The sequence below is a fragment of the Streptomyces sp. NPDC036822 genome, from assembly GCF_055609145.1.
The window spans coordinates 58,624-81,627 of sequence record NZ_JBVJPY010000006.1 but is presented as its reverse complement, the minus strand read 5'-3'; the positions used below and the strand labels follow the sequence as shown (position 1 = coordinate 81,627).

Genomic DNA, 23,004 nt, shown 5'->3' with positions numbered 1-23,004 from the left:
GATGCCCCCCAAGGGTCGTCAGGGCGCTGCCAAGAAGGTGCGCCGCAAGGAAAAGAAGAACGTCGCTCACGGCCACGCGCACATCAAGAGCACGTTCAACAACACGATCGTCTCGATCACGGACCCGTCCGGCAACGTGATCTCCTGGGCCTCCGCCGGCCACGTCGGCTTCAAGGGCTCGCGCAAGTCCACCCCCTTCGCCGCGCAGATGGCCGCCGAGTCGGCCGCTCGCCGCGCGCAGGAGCACGGCATGCGCAAGGTCGACGTCTTCGTCAAGGGTCCGGGCTCCGGCCGCGAGACCGCGATCCGCTCCCTCCAGGCCACGGGCCTCGAGGTCGGTTCGATCCAGGACGTCACCCCCACGCCGCACAACGGCTGCCGTCCGCCGAAGCGTCGTCGCGTCTGACGCACGACCGGCGACGGTCTGGGTGTCCGGGCGGTACGACCCTTTCGGGGGCCGTGCCGCCCGTACCCTTGCAGTACGAGCAGTACCTGTCGGGCGTCAAATAGTGGGCGTCCACGACTGAAGGAACACACACCATGCTGATCGCTCAGCGTCCTTCGCTGACCGAAGAGGTCGTCGACGAATTCCGCTCGCGGTTCGTCATCGAGCCCCTGGAGCCGGGCTTCGGCTACACGCTCGGCAACAGCCTCCGTCGTACGCTCCTCTCCTCGATCCCGGGTGCGGCCGTCACGTCCATCCGCATCGACGGTGTCCTGCACGAGTTCACCACCGTGCCGGGCGTCAAGGAGGACGTCACCGACCTCATCCTGAACATCAAGCAGCTGGTCGTCTCCTCGGAGCACGACGAGCCGGTCGTGATGTACCTGCGCAAGCAGGGTCCCGGCCTGGTCACGGCTGCCGACATCGCCCCGCCGGCCGGTGTCGAGGTGCACAACCCCGACCTGGTGCTCGCCACGCTGAACGGCAAGGGCAAGCTGGAGATGGAGCTGACCGTCGAGCGCGGTCGCGGCTACGTCTCCGCCGTGCAGAACAAGCAGCTGGGCCAGGAGATCGGCCGTATCCCGGTCGACTCCATCTACTCCCCGGTGCTCAAGGTCACGTACAAGGTCGAGGCGACCCGTGTCGAGCAGCGCACCGACTTCGACAAGCTGATCGTCGACGTCGAGACCAAGCAGGCCATGCGGCCGCGTGACGCCATGGCGTCCGCCGGCAAGACCCTGGTCGAGCTGTTCGGTCTGGCGCGCGAGCTCAACATCGACGCCGAGGGCATCGACATGGGCCCGTCCCCGACGGACGCCGCCCTCGCCGCCGACCTGGCGCTGCCGATCGAGGAGCTCGAGCTCACCGTTCGTTCGTACAACTGCCTCAAGCGTGAGGGCATCCACTCCGTGGGTGAACTCGTGGCGCGCTCCGAGGCCGACCTGCTCGACATCCGCAACTTCGGTGCGAAGTCGATCGACGAGGTCAAGGCGAAGCTGGCCGGCATGGGCCTGGCCCTCAAGGACAGCCCGCCCGGATTCGACCCGACCGCCGCCGCCGACGCCTTCGGCGCCGACGACGACGCGGACGCGGGCTTCGTCGAGACCGAGCAGTACTAAGAGCTCGGGCCGTTCCGGTCCGTACCTCGGGTGCGGGTGCGCTGCGGCTTGTCGCGCCCACGCGACGGAGTCGCACATCGACACCGCCCCGCGCCCCCTCCGGGCGCCCCCCTACGGGGGTAGCCCGGATCTCCGTCGGGCAGACGCCCGCGCGGACACTGACACCGGTACCTCATACGGCCGGTGCAGATCACAAGGAGAATCACCATGCCGCGTCCCACCAAGGGTGCCCGCCTCGGCGGCAGCGCCGCTCACGAGCGTCTGCTGCTCGCCAACCTGGCGAAGTCGCTCTTCGAGCACGGCCGCATCACGACGACCGAGGCCAAGGCCCGCCGCCTTCGTCCGGTCGCCGAGCGCCTGATCACCAAGGCGAAGAAGGGCGACATCCACAACCGTCGCCTGGTGCTGCAGACGATCACCGACAAGGGCATCGTCCACACCCTCTTCACCGAGATCGCGCCGCGCTACTCCGAGCGCCCGGGTGGCTACACCCGTATCACCAAGATCGGCAACCGTCGTGGCGACAACGCCCCGATGGCCGTGATCGAGCTGGTCGAGGGTGAGATCGCCAAGAAGGCGACCGTCGCCGAGGCCGAGGCCGCCACCAAGCGTGCGGTCAAGGAGTCGGACGAGGCCAAGGTCGAGGAGACCAAGGCCGAGGACGCCGCCGAGGCTCCGGCCGAGGAGGCGAAGGACGCGTAAGCGTTCTTCCGTTTTTCTCGTGGGCGGGCCCGTACCCCTGGGGTACGGGCCCGCTCCCGTACGCAGAGGGTTCGAGAGGAAGCAGCGCGTGAGCGACGACGTGCAGGCCGGGTTCGTACGCATCCGGCTCGACCTGTCCTATGACGGCAAGGACTTCTCCGGGTGGGCCAAGCAGGCCCAGGGGCAGCGGACGGTCCAGGGTGACATCGAGGACGCCCTGAAGACCGTGACCCGCTCCAAGGAGACGTACGAGCTGACCGTCGCCGGCCGCACCGACGCCGGTGTGCACGCGCGGGGGCAGGTCGCCCACGTGGATCTCCCCGTCGAGCTGTGGGCCGAGCACCGGGACAAGCTGCTGCGGCGGCTCGCGGGACGCCTCTCCCACGACGTCCGGATCTGGCGGCTCACCGAGGCCCCGGCCGGGTTCAACGCCCGCTTCTCCGCGATCTGGCGCCGCTACGCCTACCGGGTGACCGACAACCCCGGCGGGGTCGACCCGCTCCTGCGCGGCCATGTCCTCTGGCACGACTGGACCCTCGACATGGACGCCATGAACGCCGCCGCCGAGCGTCTGGTGGGGGAGCACGACTTCGCCGCCTACTGCAAGAGGCGCGAGGGTGCCACCACCATCCGCACGCTCCAGGAGCTGCGCTGGGAGCGGCGGCCCGGCGGTGTGCTGGAGGCGACGGTGAAGGCGGACGCCTTCTGCCACAACATGGTCCGTTCGCTGGTGGGCGCGCTGCTGTTCGTGGGTGACGGGCACCGGCCGGTGGACTGGCCGGCGAAGGTGCTCGCGGCGGGCGTGCGGGACTCGGCCGTTCACGTCGTGCGGCCGCACGGGCTGACCCTCGAAGAGGTCGGCTACCCGGCGGACGACCTGCTGGCCGCCCGCAACGTGGAGGCCCGCAACAGGCGGACACTGCCCGGAAGTGGCTGCTGCTGACTTATCATTTATTCCGGCATTTCGGGTTAAAAGGCAAACGCGCGCAGCCGCGTCGCCAGGGCGCCCGTCCCCTCCCGCCATAGATTTCCGGCACGCCACCTCGTTCGGTGCGAGGAGGGCGGTCGGGAGTTCAGATGAGTGCAACCGAGGCCGCCCGTGCGACCGGGCTCGCCACAGGACGACAACGGCCAGAACCGCGGCCGGCGAGGGACGATCCGGGATCGGCTCCGTCCGGCCTGCTGCCGGCACCCCCTACCGACGAGGAGCGGGACGGCTACGCCCGGCGCCACCTCTGGGTGCTGACGGCCAGTTCGCTGGTCAGCGTCGGCTGCCTGGCGGTCAGCCAGTTCCGGCTGGCGTCCTCCACGCCCCTGCTGTGGATGTTCGCCCCCCTGCTCGCCTTCACGGTCGTCTACTACCTCGTCTCCCTGCGGGTGAACGCCTTCAGCCGGGACTTCGACCTCGCCCGGCACCGCCGGCTGGTGCGCTCCTGGCGGCCCGCGGCCCACCCCTCGGTCGATGTCTTCCTGCCGGTGTGCGGCGAGCCCATCGAGGTGCTGCACAACACCTGGACCCATGTACGGGCACTGGCCGACCGGTACCCCGGCGTCTGCGTGCCGTACGTCCTTGACGACTCGGCCGCCCCCGAACTGCGCGCGATGGCCGGTGACTTCGGCTTCCGCTACGGCAGCCGACCCGAGCGCGGCTGGTTCAAGAAGGCGGGCAATCTGCACTTCGGCTTCGGCCGGTCGGACGGCACCTACATCCTCGTCCTCGACGCCGACTTCGCCCCGCGCGCCGACCTGCTCGACGAGCTGCTCCCGTACCTGGAGGCGGACGGGCGGACCGCGATCGTCCAGTCACCGCAGTACTTCCGGGTCCTCGACGCGCAGAACTGGATCGAGCGCGGAGCCGGGGCCGTACAGGAACTGTTCTACCGCGCCGTCCAGGTCTCCCGGCAGGGCCGGGACGGCGCCATCTGCGTCGGAAGCTGCGCCGTCTACCGGCGGGCGGCCCTGGCGGAGAACGGCGGGACCACGCTGATCGAGCACTCCGAGGACGTCCACACCGGCTTCGACCTGCGCTGCCTCGGCTGGGACCTGCGCTACGTGCCCGTCGCCCTGTCGGCGGGGGTGTGCCCGGACACCGCCGGCGCCTTCTTCAACCAGCAGTACCGCTGGTGCGCCGGCTCCATGAGCCTGCTGGGCAGCATGAAGTTCTGGCAGGCGAAGCTCACCCTCGGCAGCCGCCTGTGCTATCTGTCCGGGTTCTTCTACTACCTCCACACGGCGCTCTTCACCTTCGCCGCCCCCCTCGTCCCGATCGTGCTGCTGCTGGCCTTCCCGGACAAACCCCGGGTGGAGTTCCTCTGGCTGGTGCTGCCCAGCATCGTCTACACCACGGTCGTCTTCCCCCTGTGGCACCGCGTCCCCTACCGCCTGGAGGCCTGGGCCGTCCGCATGATGTACGGCTGGGCGCACGTCTTCGCGATCTGGGACTGCCTGGGCGGGCGGCGCAGGGGCTGGCAGGCCACCGGATCCAGCCAGGCCAGGGGGGACGGGACCGGACGGTTCCGGGCCGGACTGTGGGTCTGGGGCGGTGGCACCGCCGTGGTCTGGGTGACGGCCGCGATCTGGCGGACGCTCACGCTCGACGCCTACGACTTCGCCCTGCTGCTCTCCTCCGGACTCTTCTACGCACTGATCGTCGGCCGGGCTCTCGTACACCCCCGGACGGAAGGGGACGACTGATGGGCCCGCGTCTCACCGCAGCGGCGGCGCTGCTCCTCGCTGCGCTGCTGGCCCTGACCGGATGCGCGCCGGATCCGCGTACGGCCGCGCCGGCCCCGCACCCCGAGGCGCCCAAGCCGGCGCTCGAACTCCCCTACGACGTGCGGCCCTTGCTGCACCCGGCGAAGAAGTACTTCGGTACGTCGGTGGCGGGCGCGCCGAACTCCATGAAGCCGGTCGACGACTACGCCGGCAGGGTCGGCAAGCGCCCCAACCTCATCGGCTACTACGCGGCCTGGGGCGACGGGTTCGACATCAGCGGTGTGCGCAACGCCTGGCAGTCGGGGGCGCTGACCGTCGTGTCCTGGGAGCCCTTCGGCACCTCCCTGAAGGAGATCGCCTCCGGCGCCTCGGACCCCTACATCAAGAAGTACGCGACGGCGGTACGGAAGCTGAACCTGCCCGTCGTCATCACCTTCGCCGACGAGATGAACGGCTTCTGGGACCGGTGGGGAACGGAACACACCACGCCCGAGGTCTACGTCGACGCCTGGCGCCACATCCACGACGTCTTCACGGAGGTCGGCGCGGCCAACGTGATCTGGGCCTGGTCGCCGAACGTCGTCAACCCCGTGAAGGACGTGCCGCTGGAGCCGTACTACCCGGGAGACGCGTTCGTCGACTGGGTGGGCATGGTCGGCTACTTCACCTACGACGACCCGCCGGACACCTTCGCCGAACTCTTCGGGCCGACCATCGAACAGGTCCGCGGGTTCAGCTCCAAGCCCCTGCTCATCCTGGAGACGGCCGCCGAGCCCGGCGGACGCAGAAGCGCCGACATGCGGCAGCTGTTCGAAGGGGTGAGCGCCAACCGCGACATCCTCGGCTTCGTCTGGTTCGACCACAAGGCGCCCCGCGCCGACTGGCGGCTGGCCCGAGGCCCGGACGGGCTCGACGAGTTCAGGCGCCTGGCCGCCGACGACCTCTACGGCTTCGACGTCCGGAGGGCCTCATGACCTCCACCGAGCCACGGGCCGGGGTGCTCCCCCCGGCCTCCCGGCCCCCGGGCGAACCGGCGTACAGCGTCCCGAGCCCCCCGGAAGCGGCCTGGAGCGCGGCGGGCGGTCCGCGGCGCACGTGGATCGCGCGGGCGGTCCTCCTCACGGTCCTGGCCCTGCAGGCGGCCCTGTCGCTGCGCCTGGAGAACACCGCCCACCAGGACGAGGCCGTGTACCTGAGCGCCGGACACGCGCAGATCGCGCACTTGCTGCACGGGACCGAGCTGCCGACGGACTACGGGAGTTACTTCTCCGGGTCCCCGGTCCTCCATCCCGTCCTCGCCGCCCTGGTCGACGAGTGGTTCGGACTCACCGGCGCCCGCCTGCTCAGCCTGCTGTTCATGCTCGGCGCCACGACGCTGCTGTACGCGCTCACCCGCCGGCTGTTCAACGAGCGGGCGGCGCTCGCGGCGGCGGCCCTGTACGCGGTGACCCAGTCGACCATCGTGCTCGGCAACTTCGCCACGTACGACGCTCCGACGGTCTTCCTGCTCGCGCTGGCGGCCTGGATCGCCGTCCGGACCGCCCGGGCGCACCCGGCCATGGTGCTGCTCGCGGCGCCGGTCGCCGCGCTCGCGGTGGGTACGAAATACGCCTCCGCGCTGTACCTGCCGACCTTGGTCCTGCTCGCCGCGCTGGTCTCGTGGCCGCACCGGGGCAGGGCGGCGGGTCTGGTCCGGGCGGCCCTGTTCGCACTGGGCACCGGAGTCCCCCTCGTGGCGGGCCTCCGGTGGACCGGTGTGCTCGACGGAGTCCGCGCCACCACCACGGCACGCGCGCACGGCACCGACACGGTCCTCGACCTCCTCGCGAAGTCGGCGGGCTGGAGCGGTCTGCTGTTTCTGACGGCTTGCTTCGGCGCGGTGGCGTACGCCCGCCGCGGGCGGATGAACGAGTCACCGCGAGCCCGGGCGTCCGGCGTCCCCGGCCGGGCCTGGCGGGTGTCGTTGGGGCTGCTGCTGTGCGGGACGGCGCTGCTCGCCCCGGCGTACCAGATCCACCTCGCGACGCACGTCGCGCTGTACAAGCATCTGGGGTTCGGCCTCCTCTTCGCCGCGCCGATGGCCGGGGTCGGCCTGACGAGGCTCGTCGGCGCCCACGTCCGTCATCCGCAGCTCGCCTGTGGCCTCTGGGTGCTCACGCTCTGCCTGGGCGCGGCCCAGTCGGCCGAACGCTTCGTCTCCTGGCCCGAGTCGGACCGGCTCACCGCGTCGCTGCGGCAGTACGTGACCCCGGGCGCCGGACGCTATCTCGCCCCCCAGCCCGACGTCGCCGCCTACTACCTGCGGGACATCACCGACCGGACGCACTGGACCTCCCTTCACGGCATCGGCTACCGGGACGGCGGGGGCGCCCTGCCCGGTCACCGCGAGGCCTTCGACGTCGGACGGTTCGACCTCGTCGTGCAGGACGGGCGCTCGCCCGGGGACGCGGCCGTCGCCGAGGCGCTGAAGGACAGCGGCCGCTACCGGCTGCTCGGCGTCGTGCCGTACCGGCTCGGCGGTGGACCGGGCGACTACCGGATCTGGGTGAAGCGATGAACCCACCGTTCGAGCGAACCGACCGGCGCCGCGCGCTCGCGGGCTTCCTGGCGCCCACCGCCCTCGCACTGGCGCTCATCGTGCCGGGCCTCGGCCGCCGTCAGCTGTGGTTCGACGAGTACGCCACCTGGTGGGCGACCACCCTGTCGTACCGGGACTTCACCCGGCTCACCGGCAACATCGACATCGTCTTCGTGCCGTTCTACACCGCCATGCGGGCCTGGACCTGGCTCACGGGCACCTCGGAGGCCGCCCTGCGCCTCCCCGAGGCGCTCGCCATGGGGGCCTCGGCCGGACTGGTGGCCCTCATCGGCCGCCGGCTCCTGACCACCCGCACCGGAGTCGTGGCCGGGCTGCTCTTCGCCCTGGTCCCGACCGTCACCCGGTACGGGCAGGAAGCCCGCCCCTACGCCTTCGCGATGCTCTTCGCGCTGACGGCCACGCTGCTGCTGCTCCGCGCCCTCGACCGGCCGTCGCTGCGGACCTGGGCGGGGTACACGGCGGCGGTCGCGCTGACCGGCTTCAGCCACATGGTCGCGCTCGGCGTCCTCGCGGCCCACGCCCTGGCCGTCATGCACGCCCGCAGGGGCGGTGACCCCGTAGCGCCGTGGGCGTTCGGCTGCGCGGCGCTCGTCGGCACGTCCGCCGTCCTTCCCATGGTGTACCGAGGCTCGGCGCAGAGCGGCCAGATCGGCTGGAACGACGTGACCGACCGGGACCTGCGGATGTTCGGGGTGGACCTGTTCGGGTCCGGGGTCGCCTTCGGCGTGGTCCTGACGCTCGCGCTCTTGGGGCTGTGGGCCGTGCGCCGCCCCGGACCACGCCCGGGGACCGGCCTCTTCCTCCTGCTCTGGGCAGTGCTGCCGGCGGTGGCGACCGCCCTGACCGGTGGATGGCTGCACCTCTTCCTGCCCCGGTACCTTCTGTTCACCGTGCCCGCCTGGACGCTGCTGGCGGCGGCCGGCGCCGTCCGGTGTCACGACGTGCTCACCGGAGAGGGCCGCAAAGGCCTCTGGTGGTGGGCGCGGGGAGCGCTCATGGGTGCCGCGGCCTCGGCCCTCCTGGCGGTCCCTCTCGTGCCCGCGCTGGTGCAGGCTCGGCAGGACCCGGCGTTCGAGCCCGACTATGAGGGCGCGGCCCGGGTCGTGAAGGCCGGCCAGCGACCCGGCGACGCCATCGTCTTCCACCGCAGCCTCGGCTCGCGCCTCGCCCTGGCGTACCAGCTACGCGACGGCTCCCGTCCGAGGGACGTGCTGCTGAAGCAGCCACCGCAGGAGACGGGCTTGTTCTACGGGTACGAGTACGAGCCGCCCGCCGCGCACCTGGCCGACACCGCCCGGGTGTGGTTCGTCTCGCCAGGGAACGGCGATCCGTACGCGTACATGCCCCGGGACAAGGAGAAGGCGCTGAAGCAGGGCTTCACCGTGGTCCGCACCGAGCGGCTGAACCTCATGACCGTCCAGCTCCTGGAGCGCCGCCCTCACTCCCCGGGCGCGCCCGCCGCCGCCGCGGCCTGGGTGCGGCCGCGGGCGTAGATCTGGTTGAAGGCGAAGGTGCCCAGATCGTCGCTGGCCTGGAAGACGGCCTTGTCCGCCGAGGTGACCTTCTTGCCGTTGGTGAAGCCGGCCTGGGTGAAGTAGGCGTACCGGCCGATCGCGTTCGCGCGGCGCAGGCAGACCGTGGCGCGGCAGAAGTCGGCCACCCCCGCGCCCGTCAGTGGGGCGATGCCGCCCTTGGCCTGGCTCTTCGCCTTCAGGGCCTCGGCCTCGGTGGAGAAGAGGGCCACGCCGACCGTGATGGCCACCCCGTCCTTCACGTACGTGGCGCGCAGCAGCCGGTCGCAGCCGTTCTTCTGCAGGACGGAGCCGAGCGCGCCCTGGGTGACGCTCGCGCAGTTGTTCGTGGCCGAGGTCGCGCCCTTCGTGTAGGCGCGGTCGTTCATCGTGAACTTCTTACCCGGGAAGAGGCCCTCGGCGCTGAGCGGTGCCTTGTCCTTCTTCTCGTCGGAGATGTAGTCCATGGGGTCCGGCGGGGGCGGCGGGGCCACGGAGGAGAACGTCGGCTCCGGCGTGGGGGAGTCGCTGGGGCCCACAGAGCCGGTGGGGGTGGTGCCGCCGTTCTTGGCGGGGTCGCCGTCGCCGCCGCTGACGATCGCGGTGGCGACGATGGCGCCGACCGCGAGCGTGGCGAGCGCGCCGCCGCCGATCGTCAGCCAGCGCTTGCGCCGGCTACGGGCCGCCGACGCGTCGGCGAGGGCGCCCCAGTCCGGGGTCCCCGGCGCCTGCGCCCCCGGAAACGGGTTCGGCTGCTGTCCGTACGGCTGCTGCTGCGGCTCCTGCGGCCACTGCGGTCCCCCAAAGCTCATGCCGCGCATCCTAAACCGGTTGGGAGACACCGGTGCGGGCGGCGACAATGCCCCTCATGGGACATGTCGAGGCCGCGCATCTGGAGTACTACCTTCCGGACGGGAGGGTGCTGCTCGCCGACGCCTCCTTCCGGGTGGGCGAGGGCGCCGTGGTCGCCCTCGTCGGCGCCAACGGCGCCGGGAAGACCACCCTGCTCCGCATGATCGCCGGTGAGCTGCAGCCGCACGGCGGCACCGTCACCGTCAGCGGCGGGCTCGGCGTCATGCCACAGTTCGTCGGCTCGGTGCGCGACGAGCGCACCGTCCGCGACCTGCTGGTCTCCGTCGCCCAGCCGCGGATCCGCGAGGCGGCGAAGGCGGTCGACGAGGCCGAGCACCTGATCATGACGGTCGACGACGAGGCCGCCCAGATGAGGTACGCGCAGGCGCTCAGCGACTGGGCGGAGGTCCAGGGGTACGAGGCCGAGACCCTCTGGGACATGTGCACGACGGCGGCGCTGGGCGTCCCGTACGAGAAGGCGCAGTTCCGCGAGGTGCGCACGCTCAGCGGCGGCGAGCAGAAGCGGCTGGTCCTGGAGTCCCTGCTGCGGGGTACGGACGAGGTGCTGCTGCTCGACGAGCCGGACAACTACCTCGACGTCCCCGGCAAGCGGTGGCTGGAGGAGCGGCTGCGGGAGACCCGTAAGACCGTGCTCTTCATCTCCCACGACCGGGAGCTGCTCGCGCGGGCCGCCCAGAAGATCGTCGCGGTCGAGCCGGGGCCGGCCGGGTCGGACGTGTGGGTGCACGGCGGCGGTTTCGCGACCTTCCACGACGCGCGGCGGGAGCGGTTCGCCCGCTTCGAGGAGCTGAAGCGCCGCTGGGAGGAGAAGCACGCGCAGCTGAAGAAGCTGGTGGTCAACCTGCGCCAGGCGGCGGCGGTGAGCCATGAGATGGCCTCCCGCTACGCCGCCGCCCAGACGCGGCTGCGCAAGTTCGAGGAGGCCGGCCCGCCTCCCGAGCCGCCGCGCGAGCAGGACATCCGGATGCGGCTGCGCGGCGGCCGTACCGGTGTGCGCGCCGTGACCTGCGAGAACCTGGAGCTGACCGGCCTGATGAAGCCGTTCTCGCTGGAGATCTTCTACGGCGAACGGGTCGGTGTCCTCGGCTCCAACGGGTCGGGGAAGTCCCACTTCCTGCGCCTGCTCGCCGGGGACCCGGCGGTCGCCCACACGGGCACCTGGAAGCTGGGCGCCCGGGTCGTGCCCGGCCACTTCGCCCAGACCCACGCCCACCCGGAGCTCCAGGGCCGGACCCTGGTGGACATCCTGTGGTCGGAGCACGCCAAGGACCGGGGCGGGGCCATGTCCGTCCTGCGGCGCTACGAACTGGAGGGGCAGGGGGACCAGCCCTTCGAGAAGCTCTCCGGCGGCCAGCAGGCCCGCTTCCAGATCCTGCTCCTGGAGCTGTCCGGGACGACGGCGCTGCTGCTCGACGAGCCGACCGACAACCTCGACCTGGAGTCGGCGGAGGCCCTTCAGGACGGCCTGGAGTCGTACGAGGGGACCGTCCTGGCCGTCACGCACGACCGGTGGTTCGCGAAGACCTTCGACCGGTTCCTCGTCTTCGGCTCGGACGGCGTCGTACGGGAGACGACCGAGCCGGTGTGGGACGAGCGGCGGGTGGACCGGGCGCGGTAGGGCGGCGCGTTTTGACCCGTCCGGGGGGGCGCGGGTACTGTTGCGGTTTGTTATGCGTAGTGGCTTCGTCGTTCTCACGCGAAGGGCCCTTACGCAGGTTCCCTGGAGCAGTTACCAGTGGCTCGCATACGGGCGATGTTCCCGGCAGTGCAGGCCCCAGCTGCATGATCGCTTCAGGTGTGTCTGGACTCCATCCACTGAAGAAGCGAAGGCTACGAAGTGCGTACGTACAGCCCCAAGCCCGGCGATGTCACTCGCCAGTGGCACATCATCGACGCGCGGGACATCGTCCTGGGCCGTCTGGCGACCACGGCTGCGAACCTCCTGCGAGGCAAGCACAAGCCGATCTACGCCCCCCACATGGACATGGGCGACTTCGTCATCATCATCAACGCCGACAAGGTTCACCTGTCGGGCAACAAGCGCACCCAGAAGCTGGCGTACCGCCACTCCGGCTTCCCGGGTGGTCTGCGCTCCGTCCGTTACGACGAGCTCCTGGACAAGAACCCCGAGAAGGCCGTCGAGAAGGCCATCAAGGGCATGATCCCCAAGAACACCCTCGGCCGTCAGATGCTCTCGAAGCTGAAGGTCTACGCGGGCGAGAACCACCCGCACGCTGCTCAGCAGCCGGTCCCGTTCGAGATCACCCAGGTCGCGCAGTAGTTCCGGCCACCCCCTAAGACGAAAAGAAATCTGAGGAGCATCGTGGCCGAGACCACTGTTGAGAACCCCATCGAGGGCGAGGAGACCTACGCCGAGGTCACCACCTTCGAGTCCGAGGCCCCCGTCGAGGGCGAGTACACCTCGGAGTCCCTGGCGTCCCGCTTCGGCGACCCGCAGCCGGCCGCCGGTCTGGGCCGTCGCAAGAACGCCATCGCCCGCGTCCGGATCGTTCCGGGCACCGGCAAGTGGAAGATCAACGGTCGCACCCTTGAGGACTACTTCCCCAACAAGGTGCACCAGCAGGAAGTCAACGAGCCCTTCAAGGTGCTCGAGCTCGACAACCGCTACGACGTCATCGCCCGCATCGCGGGTGGCGGCGTCTCGGGTCAGGCCGGTGCCCTGCGCCTCGGCGTGGCCCGTGCGCTGAACGAGGCGGACGTGGAGAACAACCGCGGCGCCCTGAAGAAGGCCGGCTTCCTCTCCCGCGACGACCGTGCGGTCGAGCGCAAGAAGGCCGGTCTCAAGAAGGCCCGTAAGGCCCCGCAGTACAGCAAGCGCTAAATCGCGCCTGCTCGTCCTGGTTCGTACGTACGCCCCGGCGGCACTGCCCGTGCTGCCGGGGCGTACGTCTTTTCATCACCTCGGGCACTTCTGGGCGGATTTCGCGGTCAAACGGGCATCGGCCGTCAAGGAATCCGTACGGGATCGCAATTTTTCGTAGCAGTTTCGGAGGACAGTGGTGGGACGACTCTTCGGCACGGACGGTGTGCGCGGTGTTGCCAACGCGGATCTGACGGCGGAGCTCGCGCTCGGTCTGTCGGTCGCCGCGGCGCATGTGCTCGCCGAGGCGGGCACCTTTGAAGGCCATCGCCCGACCGCGGTGGTCGGTCGCGACCCGCGTGCGTCGGGAGAGTTCCTGGAGGCCGCCGTCGTGGCCGGCCTCGCGAGCGCGGGCGTGGACGTCCTGCGCGTCGGCGTGCTGCCGACCCCTGCCGTGGCCTACCTCACCGGCGCGCTCGGCGCCGACCTCGGCGTGATGCTCTCCGCGAGCCACAACGCCATGCCCGACAACGGCATCAAGTTCTTCGCCCGCGGCGGCCACAAGCTCGCGGACGAGCTGGAGGACCGGATCGAGTCCGTCTACGAGGAGCACCGCACCGGTGCCCCGTGGCAGCGGCCGACCGGCGCCGGCGTCGGCCGGGTCCGCGACTACGACGAGGGCTTCGACAAGTACGTCGCCCACCTCATCGCGGTCCTGCCGAACCGGCTCGACGGGCTGAAGGTCGTCCTCGACGAGGCGCACGGCGCGGCCGCGCGCGTGTCGCCCGAGGCGTTCTCCCGGGCCGGCGCCGAAGTCGTCACGATCGGTGCCAGCCCCGACGGGCTCAACATCAACGACGGCTGCGGCTCCACGCACCTGGACCTGCTGAAGGCCGCGGTCGTCGAGCACGGCGCGGACCTCGGCATCGCCCACGACGGCGACGCGGACCGCTGCCTCGCCGTCGACGCCGCCGGCCGGGAGGTCGACGGCGACCAGATCCTCGCGGTGCTCGCGCTCGCCATGCGCGAGGCGGGGACCCTGCGCGGCGACACCGTCGTCGGCACCGTGATGTCCAACCTCGGCTTCAAGCTCGCCATGGAGCGGGAGGGGCTGCAGCTGGTGCAGACGGGCGTCGGCGACCGGTACGTCCTGGAGTCCATGAAGGAGCACGGCTACGCCCTGGGCGGCGAGCAGTCCGGCCACGTGATCGTCCTCGACCACGCGACCACCGGCGACGGCACCCTGACCGGCCTGATGCTCGCGGCCCGGGTCGCGGCCACGGGCCGGTCGCTCGCGGAGCTGGCCGCCGTGATGGAGCGCCTGCCGCAGGTCCTCATCAACGTGCCGGACGTCGACAAGTCGCGGGTGACCACGTCGGCCGAGCTGGCCGGCGCCGTCACCGAGGCCGAGCGCGAGCTGGGCACCACCGGCCGCGTGCTGCTGCGTTCCTCCGGGACGGAGCCGCTGGTACGGGTCATGGTGGAGGCGGCCGACATCGAGCAGGCGCGCGCGGTGGCGGGACGCCTGGCCGACGTCGTGAAGTCGGCGCTGGGCTAGCTCTTTCGCGCGTCCCGTGCGCGCGTGTCCTGTGGCGTACCCGGCGGGCGGGTCATCCGCCCCCGCTGGGTGCGCCACAGCATTTTCCAGCAGGCGAGCGTGAGGACACCGGCGACGATGATGCCGAGCAGGTTCAGGAGCAGCTGCTCGACGGAGCCCCACATCTGGCCCAGTTCGCCGTAGCTGAGGGCCACCGCCGCGTTCGCGGCCGCCGGGACGGTCGTCACCGAGATGGCGACACCCACCAGCGCCCCGGACTTCGCCGACGTCAGCGAGAGCATGCCGGCCACCCCCGCCAGGACGGCCACGACGAAGGAGAAGGGGTCGGGCTGCCAGATGAAGCCGGTGTTGGGGCGCGGCTCGTTGAGCATGGACGCCTCGAACTGGCCCGTCGCGTCCATCAGCAGGCTGAACAGGGTCGTCGTCACGATCGCGGCCGCGAATCCCACGAGGAGAGCGTTCAGCGAGCGCCAGGCCAGCCTCGGAGCGCGCCGCACCAGCCCCGTGCAGATCCCGGCGAGCGGACCGAACTCCGGGCCGACGGCCATCGCGCCCACGATCAGGACCGCGTTGTCGAGGACCACACCGCAGGCGGCGATCATCGTCGCCAGGCAGATGAAGAGCAGATAGGTGTAGGAGAGGGTGGACTCCTCGTGGGTCGCCTCGGTCAGCTGCTCCCACACCACCGCGTCCGCGCCCTCGCCCGGTGCCTCCCTCTCGGCGTGCTCGGCACGCTCGGAGAGGGACACGCCGATGTCCTCGACCGCGATCGAGCCGTCCTTGTCGATCCCCAGCTTCCGCAGGCGGTGCAGGAGCTCGTCGCACGCCTCGCGGGCCACGTCGCACAGGACGATGTCCCCGGCCGGGTCGCGCGCGGCCCCGGAGACCACCGCCAGATGGGCCGTGCCCACGGTCTCGCCGATCAGGTCGAGAACGGCGTCCGTACGGTCGGCCGGAACGATCATCCGAAGGTGCAGCATGGCCGCACCCTAACGGGCGATCAGAGCTTGCGCAGGGAGAGCCGCTGGACCTTGTGGTCCGGGCCCTTGCGGACGACGAGGGTCGCACGGCCGCGCGTCGGGGCCACGTTCTCCAGCAGGTTCACCTTGTTGATGGTGCGCCACATCGTGCGGGCGTAGTCCAGGGCCTCCTCCTCGGAGACCTGGGTGTAGCGCTGGAAGTACGAGGACGGGTTCTGGAACGCGGTGTCGCGCAGCTTGCGGAAGCGGTTGAGGTACCAGCCCTCGATGTCCTCGGGCCGGGCGTCGACGTACACCGAGAAGTCGAAGTAGTCGGCCAGACCGACCCGGGTGCGGCCGTCCTTGCCCGGCAGCGCCGGCTGGAGGACGTTGAGCCCCTCGACGATCAGGATGTCGGGGCGGCGCACGACGAGCCGCTCGCCGGGGACGATGTCGTAGATCAGGTGGGAGTAGACGGGGGCGGTGACCTCGTCCTTCCCGGCCTTGATGTCCGCGACGAACCGGGTCAGCGCCCGGCGGTCGTACGACTCGGGGAACCCCTTCCGGGACAGCAGCCCGCGGGCCTTGAGCTCCTCCATCGGCAGCAGGAAGCCGTCGGTGGTCACCAGCTCCACGCGCGGGTGCTCGGGCCAGCGGGCGAGCAGCGCCTGGAGGAGCCGTGCCACCGTCGACTTGCCGACGGCGACGGAGCCGGCGACGCCTATGACGAAGGGCGTGCCGCGCTGCTCGGCGTTCTCGCCGAGGAAGGTGTTCAGGGCGCCCCGCAGGCCGCTGGTGGCCTGCACGTACAGGTTGAGCAGCCGGGACAGCGGAAGGTAGACGTCCCGTACCTCGTCGAGGTCGATGACGTCCCCGAGCCCGCGCAGCCGCTCGACCTCGTCCGCGGAGAGCGGCAGCGGCGTCTTGTCGCGCAGCGCACTCCACTCGTCACGCGTGAGGTCGACGTACGGCGAGACCTCGGCCCGGCGCTGGCCGGTGCCGTTGCCCTTGCCGTTGCCCTTGCCATGGCTGTTGCCGTTGCCGGGCGCGCTTCGTGGCGCCGAAGTGATCACACGGCCATTGTCGGGGGTGCGGGGCGGTTGTGGGTGGTGGGGTGGGTCACGTGGACGAGGGGGAGACGGAGGGGCGCGCGGCTGCTCCGCGGGACGGCATCAGCCGCCGCAGCCGCCGCTCGGCCGGCTTCTCGACGCACTCGTGCAGGACCGCGGCGACGACCACGGTGGCCAGGGCCACGATCACGACCTCCACGGCGTCCCGGCGCAGCCCTCCGCTCGGCACCATCCCGATGTGGCCGAAGACGCGCAGCATGACGACGTGGGAGATGTAGAAGGCGAAGGACCACTCGCCGAGCTTGACCAGCGGCTTCGAACGAAGGAGGGAGCGCTTGCCTCCCACGTCCCGCAGTGTCGCCGTGACGATCAGCAGGGTGAAGGCCGGCATGAGGAGGGTGTCGAAGACTCCGTACTTCGGGGCGATCCCCGGCACGGCGTCGGGATGACGCAGCCAGAACCAGCACAGCAGGACCGATCCTGCTGCCAGGCAGAGTGCGACCCCGACTCCGAAGGGCGGCTTCCAGCCACGCCGCACGAGGAGGGCTGCGCAGAGCCCCATGACGAACATCGACGTCATGGAGAGGGGAGAGGCGACGATGAAGCGCTCGGTCTCGGGGGAGAAGTCGTAGCGGACTGTCAGAAGACGCGTGCCGGCGGTGGCGGCGACGGAGAGCACCGAGAACGCCATGAGCAGCCGCGAGGAGCAGCGCGAGAGGACCCAGTACAGGAAGGGGAAGAGCAGGTAGAAGAACGCTTCCACGGACAGGGTCCAGGTGACGGCGTTCAGGGAGATGAAGTGGTCCGCGCTCCACGCCTGGGCGAAGGTGAGCGTGTACAGGATGTCCACCTTCGACACCGGCAGGTGCCACCACCACTTCAGCAGCACCACCACGACGGCCGTGGTCACCGCCAGCAGGGGCCAGATGCGGGCGAACCGCCGCCAGTAGTAGCTGAGGGTGGTGTCCTCGGGCCGGGCGACCCAGGCCATGACGAAGCCGGACAGGATGAAGAAGAAGGGGACGCCTTCGTAGCCGATCGCCGAGAGGTGGAGAAGCGCCTCGGATTCGCCGAAGTACCACCGCGTGTGGAAGAAGAACACGCCCAGGGCGGCGAACCAGCGCAGGCCGGTCAGCGAGTCCACGCGGGTGCCGCCCAGCGGCATGGCCCAGCGTGCTTCGCGGGAACGCGAGGACTGCGCTGCGTCGGATGCTGTGGCCGAGCCCGCTGCGGGCAGGCTTCGGTCTTCAGTGGCAGTAGAAATTCCGTACCCCTAAAAGCCTCCCAGGTGAGAAGGCATGGGTGCCCGTTTCGTGATCACCATTGGAGGGGTTAGCGAGCCCTCGTGCCGTGTGAGATATGCGGACGGCTGGGCTGACGGTCGATTCAAACTGAAATTGTCCCTGCCGGGAACGTATCACGCTGCCACAAGATCGGCGGATCGCTGCGTAAGCGGCTGCCCCGTAGCCGGTGTGGAGCGCTTTGCCGGTCAAATCGCCACAGGGGGTATTTTTTCAGGGTGCGCCTGGCCACCCAGGTTGTTACACCGTGGGCGGTTGGGACCCCCTCGCCTTGCGTGCCGCTCTCATGGCGGCCTCGTCTTCGGACCTCCCCTTTGTGGGTGGCTGCCTGGATTTCTTTCCGCGGCCGGCCGTCGTGAATTGTGCTGGTGGATTCCGGCGCTGTGTTGTAGGTCGCGGAATCCCCTGTGTCGCAGCTCACAAAGTGATTTGTCTGGATCGGGTGATTCGCATGCATGCGGAAAATAAGTCCGTCTGTCCGTTCCCTCTTGTGAAGGTTGCGTTCACATACGCTTACGCGATCTTTATGGTTCCTTCAGGAAGTGAGTGCACATGGGGTGGGGCAGGCGTCGCTGGGGAGCGACGCGGGGGGTGGCGATCGGTGCGCTGACGGCGTTGCTGACCGCCGGTGCGGCCGCGGTTCCGGCCGCCGCCGTCGGCGAGGAGGACGCACCGCCGAAGGCGGCTCTCGACGCGGCCGTGGAGTCGGGCGGGGCGCCGACCGACGACCTGGCCCAGGCGGCGGCGCGGGCGAGTGGCCGGCAGGTGGAGGTGACCGGCCTGCGGCAGGAACGCCGGGAGGTGTTCGCGAACCCGGAAGGGTCGTTCACCGCGCGCGAGTACGCCCAGCCCGTACGCACACAGCGGGGGGACTCCTGGGTTCCGGTGGACGACTCGCTCGCCAGGAGGAGCGACGGCGGCTGGTCTCCCAAGGCTGCCACCGTGGACCTGGAGTTCTCCGGCGGTGGACAGGGCCCGTTCGCCCGCATGAGCCGCGCCGGTCGCGAGTACGCGCTGACCTGGCCGGGAGGCGCGCTGCCCCAGCCGACGGTCGAGGGGAACACGGCCCGCTACGCGGAGGTGCTGCCCGGAGTCGACCTTGCCGTCCGTGCCGACGTGGAGGGCTTCGCCCACTACCTCGTCGTGAAGACGGCGGAGGCCGCCGCCAACCCGGAACTGGACCGCGTCGAATTCGGCCTGTCCACCAAGGGTCTGCAGGTCACGGAAACGGCGGGCGGCACGTTGCAGGCTGTCGACGCCGCGGTCGGTGGCACCGTCTTCGAGTCGGGCCGCGCCGTCATGTGGGACTCCGCCGTCGCCAAGACGGCGGCACGGACCGCCTTCACTACGGGGACGTCGGCCGCTCCGAAGGGTGAGCTGGACCCCGCCGACGGCGGCCGCAAGGCTCCGGTCGCCCTGGACGTCACCAAGGACACGATCAGCCTCACCCCGGACCGGGCATTGCTGCGCGGTAAGGACACGGTCTATCCGGTCGTGATCGATCCTATTCCGCGCACCACCGGAACCACGGCGTGGACATCCGTGATGTCCGGCATGCCCAACGAGCAGGACTGGAAGTATGCCGGTCACGCCGGTGTGGGCAAGTGCCCGCTGAACTACAACCCCGCCGAATGCTCCGGCATCGGTGTGCGCCGTCTGCTCTTCAGCTTCCCCATGTCCTTCTACAGCGGGAAGAACATCCTCAGCACATCGTTCTCCGCCCGGGTCGGAGCCGTGTACTGGGCGGACGCTAAGGCCGAACCGCTCGATCTGTACCGGATCGGCGGGCAGAACCACACCGTCACCTCGGCGAGCAACTGGTCCAACACGCAGGGCGACTGGTCCGACTACCTCATGACGGTGGACCAGAAGATCTCGCCCACGGCGTGTTCGAGCCAGGCGAACCTGCACTTCAGCAACGGCGAACTGCTGGAAGAGGCCCGGGCGGCCGCAACGGGCGGATGGTCGAGCATGTCGCTCGGCCTGAAGGCGAAGGACGAGACGACCTACTACGGCTGGAAGCGCGTCTGCGGCAACAGCTACCTCTCGATCACGTACAACACGCCGCCCCTGCAGGTCTCCACCGCGCTGATGTCGACGAACCCTGGTGGCAGGTGCGTCATCGACGCCACGAAGGCGCCCTACGTCGACTCGCTGCCCCAGCTGCGGGCCGAGGCTCGGGACCCGGATCACAGCTCGTCGCAGACCGACCAGGTGAAGATGCAGTTCCAGGTCTTCTACAAGGACAGGGCCGGCGCCGAGAAGAACTACTTCGCGGAGACCGGCTACAAGTCCCCGAACGCCGGGACCACGTTTTCGCACCAGGTGACCCAGCCTGTACTCGGCGCGGGTGTCGGCATGTGGGAACCGGCTACGAAGACCTTCCACCTCCGCAACACGCCGAACGCGGGATGGCCCGACACCAAGCCCGTGGACGACGACGCCGGCACCGTACCCCTCACGGGGGACTGGAACGGTGACGGCATCGACACGATCGGCCTGTACGAACCGGCCACCCGCACATTCCGCCTGCGCGACTCCAACACGGCGGCCGCCAACCACGTCCTCACGTTCGGCAGCGGGGGTGACATCCCGGTGGTCGGTGACTGGAACGGGGACGGCTCGGACACGATCGGTGTCTGGCGGCCCAGTACCCACTACTTCTATCTGAACAACGAGCACACGAACAACGTCGCCGACGGCGTGCCCTTCGTGTACGGAGCAACCGGGATGACGCCCCTCGCGGGCGACTGGAACGGTGACGGCTACGACACGATCGGGATGTACGACTCGACCAACATCATGGTCTACCTGCGCAACTCCAACAGCGCGGGAGGCAACCACCACGAGATCCGCTACGGCAGCCCGGGCGACAAGCCGGTGGTGGGGGACTGGAACCAGAACAAGGTCGACACCGTCGGCGTGTGGCGGCCCGGTACGCACTACTTCTATCTGAACAACGAGAACACCAACAACGGCGCGGACCTCTCCTTCGTGTACGGCGCCGCCGGAATGCTCCCTCTGAGCGGAATCTGGAGCACCGAGACCGGGATCCCTTCCGAGACGACGATCTCCTGGCAGGCCCGCGCCTATGACGGTGAGAACTGGGGCCCCTGGAGTTCGGCGAACGCGGCCGGGCGATGCGTCGTCAAGCGCGACGGGCTCACACCGACGGCTCCGAGGGTGTCCGGCGATCCCTACAAGGCCGACGAGGTATGGCGCAGCGGCGTGGGCAAGCCCGGAACCTTCACGTTCGACGCCGTCGACGCGGATGTGGTGGGCTATCGGTATTGGTTCAACGACGAGACCGCGCAGACCGTGCCGACGACCGGCGGACAGGCCGTGTCCCGGACATGGACGCCCATGAAATGGGGGCTGCACAAGCTCTACGTGGAGGCGTTCGACGGTGCCGGCAGGACCAGTGGGATAACGCAGCACCCGTTCAAGGTCGTCGACGACGGACCCGTCGGCCAGTGGAACCTGGGTGACCCGGAAGGGTCCACCGAAGCTCACGAGGAGATGGGCCGACTCGCGGCCGCGGCCGGCCCGGGTGTGACCTTCGGCGCCGATGGTCCGGGCAGGGAGGCAGTCGACGCGATGGTGCCCGACGGCGCCGCACGTCTTGACGGGACCCCGGACGCCTTCCTGACCGTGCATGACGCAGATGGGGACGCCGAGCCGTCGAAGCGGGCCTCCGTCGTCGACACGACACAGAGTTTCTCCGTCAGCGCCTGGGTCAACCCCGCGGCCACGGCCCGGGACATGGCCGTACTCAGCCAAGACAGCACGGACGGCGCCGGCTTTTTCCTGGGGTACGACGCCACCGCCGGCGCGTGGGTCTTCGACGCACCGGGCATGGACGGCACGACGACGACCAACTGGCGCGTCAAGGCGGACGGAGCCGTGGCCCCGGACCGCTGGGTGCACCTGACAGGCATCTTCGACGCCAACGCCCCCGCCGGGGAGAAGCTTTCCCTTCGGGTCAACAACTTGCCACCGGCGACGGCTCCGCGGTCCACGACCATGCCGGCGGGTGAGGACTTCCAGATCGGGCGAAGTCTGACTGCCGGTGCCTATGGCAAGAACTTCGAGGGCAAACTCGCCGAGGTCCGCGCGTACACACGGGTCGTCACTCCGGAAGAAATCGAGAAGTTCCAGAAGGTGAGGCCGGAGCGCAGGGCCTACTGGCAGTTCGAATCCCTCGACAACGGCTCGGTTCCCAATCTGCAGAGCGGTGGCCAGGCCTTGACCGTGGACGGCCCGGTCCTCTACGAGATGGGCAATCCGGCCGACAACCCGCCCTCCCCCCTGTCCGGTAACGCGCACATGGAGTTCGACGGCGTGGACGACTGGGCAGGCGCCGCACAAGGGGTTCTGACCGCGGAAGGCAGTTACACCGTCAGCGCGCGGGCGAGGCTGACCTCGACCGGTGCCACACAGTCCCAGACGCTGCTCTCGCTCCCTGGGCAGAACGCGGAACGCCTCGTCGTCAGGTACGACGCGCCGACCCAGCGGTGGCAGGTGGTGGTGCGCGCGTCCGATACCGCCGGCGCGTCTGCGACCGTTCTGACCCATTCCGGCCAGCCGCCCGCGGTCGACGGTCCGGGGGACCACATCGTCGTGGTCCATGACGCGGTGACGCGGCAGGTACGGCTTTATGTCAATGGCCAGAGCCTCCCCGAGGACGTCCGCCTGGACAGGACGCCGTGGCCCACCTCGGGTGGCCTGCAACTCGGCCGATCCACGAAGAGCGGCGCCGCGGAGCACTTCGCGGGTGCCGTCGACGAGGTTCGGGTCTACACAGGGGCACTTGACCAGATCGGCATCACCCAGCTCGTCGACCTGTATCCCAACCCCAACATCTAGCGCTGCTCGCGGTGCCAGGGGCTCGCCATCCCGGCGAGCCCCTGGGCTCGCGGCACCTGTATTCGCTTTCCATCCGTAAACCTTCATCTTCTGCGGAGTCTTGTCATGCCCATACGCGGCCGACTGCTCGCCTCCCGCATGCCCAGGCGTGCGGTGACAGGCACAGTCATCGGTCTGGCGCTTGCCTTGTCGGCAGGCGCTGCGCAAGCAGTGCCCTCGCAACCCGAAGCCGCCCGGCTTCCAGGCTTCTCCGACAACCCGGACCCCATCCAGGGGAAGAACGCGGCCAAGGCGAAGCCGAAGGGCTCCGACGCGGCCAGGAAGGCGGCGGTCACGACGCTTGACCGTTCCGTCTGGCCACAGCGGGGAAGCGCAGAGGTCATCCTCCCCCCTGCCTCCACCGCCGCCAGAACGGCGCGAAGTGCGGCCCCCGCCTCGAAAGCCGATGCGGGTGGCCTTCCGATCA

At 69.9% G+C, this 23,004-nt stretch carries 17 protein-coding genes; 13 read left to right on the top strand and 4 right to left on the bottom strand.

Translation table 11 applies throughout. The features are described from left to right. The first annotated feature begins 1 nt into the window (after position 1). The 8 genes from rpsK to ACZ68P_RS16020 all read left to right on the top strand — a co-directional run bounded on the left by rpsK (position 2) and on the right by ACZ68P_RS16020 (position 9,072). Positions 2-406: a 30S ribosomal protein S11 gene (gene rpsK, locus ACZ68P_RS16055; protein ID WP_003956432.1), complete on the top strand. Its 405-nt coding sequence runs from the start codon at positions 2-4 to the stop codon at positions 404-406. Between the two features lie 134 nt (positions 407-540). Continuing rightward, positions 541-1,563 carry a DNA-directed RNA polymerase subunit alpha gene (locus tag ACZ68P_RS16050; protein ID WP_069171149.1) on the top strand — a complete coding sequence of 341 codons (1,023 nt, stop codon included), beginning with the start codon at positions 541-543 and terminating at the stop codon, positions 1,561-1,563. Between the two features lie 207 nt (positions 1,564-1,770). After that, on the top strand, positions 1,771-2,265 hold the full coding sequence (gene rplQ, locus ACZ68P_RS16045; protein ID WP_365718493.1) for a 50S ribosomal protein L17: 495 nt from the start codon (positions 1,771-1,773) through the stop codon (positions 2,263-2,265). Positions 2,266-2,353: 88 nt separating this feature from the next. Then, positions 2,354-3,208, top strand: a complete 855-nt coding sequence (gene truA, locus ACZ68P_RS16040; RefSeq protein ID WP_471006496.1) for a tRNA pseudouridine(38-40) synthase TruA — start codon at positions 2,354-2,356, stop codon at positions 3,206-3,208. Positions 3,209-3,342: 134 nt separating this feature from the next. Continuing rightward, positions 3,343-4,959: a glycosyltransferase family 2 protein gene (locus ACZ68P_RS16035; protein WP_471006494.1), complete on the top strand. Its 1,617-nt coding sequence runs from the start codon at positions 3,343-3,345 to the stop codon at positions 4,957-4,959. Next, complete coding sequence (locus tag ACZ68P_RS16030; RefSeq protein ID WP_471006492.1) at positions 4,959-5,954, top strand: glycoside hydrolase family 26 protein; 996 nt, start codon at positions 4,959-4,961, stop codon at positions 5,952-5,954. Before ACZ68P_RS16035 ends, ACZ68P_RS16030 begins: the two co-directional genes overlap by 1 nt. Then, complete coding sequence (locus ACZ68P_RS16025; RefSeq protein WP_471006490.1) at positions 5,951-7,537, top strand: ArnT family glycosyltransferase; 1,587 nt, start codon at positions 5,951-5,953, stop codon at positions 7,535-7,537. The genes ACZ68P_RS16030 and ACZ68P_RS16025 overlap by 4 nt, the downstream gene beginning before the upstream one ends. After that, a complete protein-coding gene (locus ACZ68P_RS16020; RefSeq protein ID WP_471006488.1) occupies positions 7,534-9,072 on the top strand; it encodes a glycosyltransferase family 39 protein in 1,539 nt (512 codons plus the stop codon). The genes ACZ68P_RS16025 and ACZ68P_RS16020 overlap by 4 nt, the downstream gene beginning before the upstream one ends. On the opposite strand, the gene ACZ68P_RS16015 is transcribed toward ACZ68P_RS16020, so the two are convergent. Beyond that, positions 9,018-9,902, bottom strand: coding sequence for a hypothetical protein (locus tag ACZ68P_RS16015; RefSeq protein WP_471006486.1), 885 nt, complete (start codon positions 9,900-9,902; stop codon positions 9,018-9,020). The two genes, ACZ68P_RS16020 and ACZ68P_RS16015, sit on opposite strands and share 55 nt — an antisense overlap. 56 nt (positions 9,903-9,958) lie before the next feature. Here ACZ68P_RS16015 and ACZ68P_RS16010 point away from each other — a divergent pair, with 56 nt between their 5' ends. The 4 genes from ACZ68P_RS16010 to glmM all read left to right on the top strand — a co-directional run bounded on the left by ACZ68P_RS16010 (position 9,959) and on the right by glmM (position 14,342). After that, positions 9,959-11,581, top strand: a complete 1,623-nt coding sequence (locus tag ACZ68P_RS16010) for an ABC-F family ATP-binding cassette domain-containing protein (protein WP_471006483.1) — start codon at positions 9,959-9,961, stop codon at positions 11,579-11,581. Between the two features lie 219 nt (positions 11,582-11,800). Beyond that, positions 11,801-12,244 carry a 50S ribosomal protein L13 gene (gene rplM / locus ACZ68P_RS16005; protein WP_365718507.1) on the top strand — a complete coding sequence of 148 codons (444 nt, stop codon included), beginning with the start codon at positions 11,801-11,803 and terminating at the stop codon, positions 12,242-12,244. A 42-nt stretch (positions 12,245-12,286) separates the two neighbouring features. Continuing rightward, complete coding sequence (gene rpsI, locus ACZ68P_RS16000) at positions 12,287-12,805, top strand: 30S ribosomal protein S9 (RefSeq protein ID WP_471006480.1); 519 nt, start codon at positions 12,287-12,289, stop codon at positions 12,803-12,805. A gap of 178 nt (positions 12,806-12,983) precedes the next feature. Further along, positions 12,984-14,342 carry a phosphoglucosamine mutase gene (gene glmM, locus ACZ68P_RS15995; protein ID WP_471006477.1) on the top strand — a complete coding sequence of 453 codons (1,359 nt, stop codon included), beginning with the start codon at positions 12,984-12,986 and terminating at the stop codon, positions 14,340-14,342. Here the strand turns inward: glmM and ACZ68P_RS15990 are convergent. From ACZ68P_RS15990 to ACZ68P_RS15980, 3 genes are read right to left on the bottom strand one after another with little or no spacing between them, the layout of a single operon-like run. Continuing rightward, on the bottom strand, positions 14,339-15,322 hold the full coding sequence (locus ACZ68P_RS15990) for a DUF389 domain-containing protein (RefSeq protein ID WP_471006475.1): 984 nt from the start codon (positions 15,320-15,322) through the stop codon (positions 14,339-14,341). The two genes, glmM and ACZ68P_RS15990, sit on opposite strands and share 4 nt — an antisense overlap. Positions 15,323-15,342: 20 nt before the next feature. Continuing rightward, a complete protein-coding gene (gene coaA / locus ACZ68P_RS15985) occupies positions 15,343-16,374 on the bottom strand; it encodes a type I pantothenate kinase (protein WP_471006472.1) in 1,032 nt (343 codons plus the stop codon). 46 nt (positions 16,375-16,420) lie between these two features. Further along, positions 16,421-17,536, bottom strand: coding sequence for an acyltransferase family protein (locus ACZ68P_RS15980; protein WP_471006469.1), 1,116 nt, complete (start codon positions 17,534-17,536; stop codon positions 16,421-16,423). 727 nt (positions 17,537-18,263) lie between these two features. Here ACZ68P_RS15980 and ACZ68P_RS15975 point away from each other — a divergent pair. Continuing rightward, positions 18,264-22,538: a LamG domain-containing protein gene (locus ACZ68P_RS15975; protein WP_471006468.1), complete on the top strand. Its 4,275-nt coding sequence runs from the start codon at positions 18,264-18,266 to the stop codon at positions 22,536-22,538. Positions 22,539-23,004 lie beyond the last annotated feature (466 nt).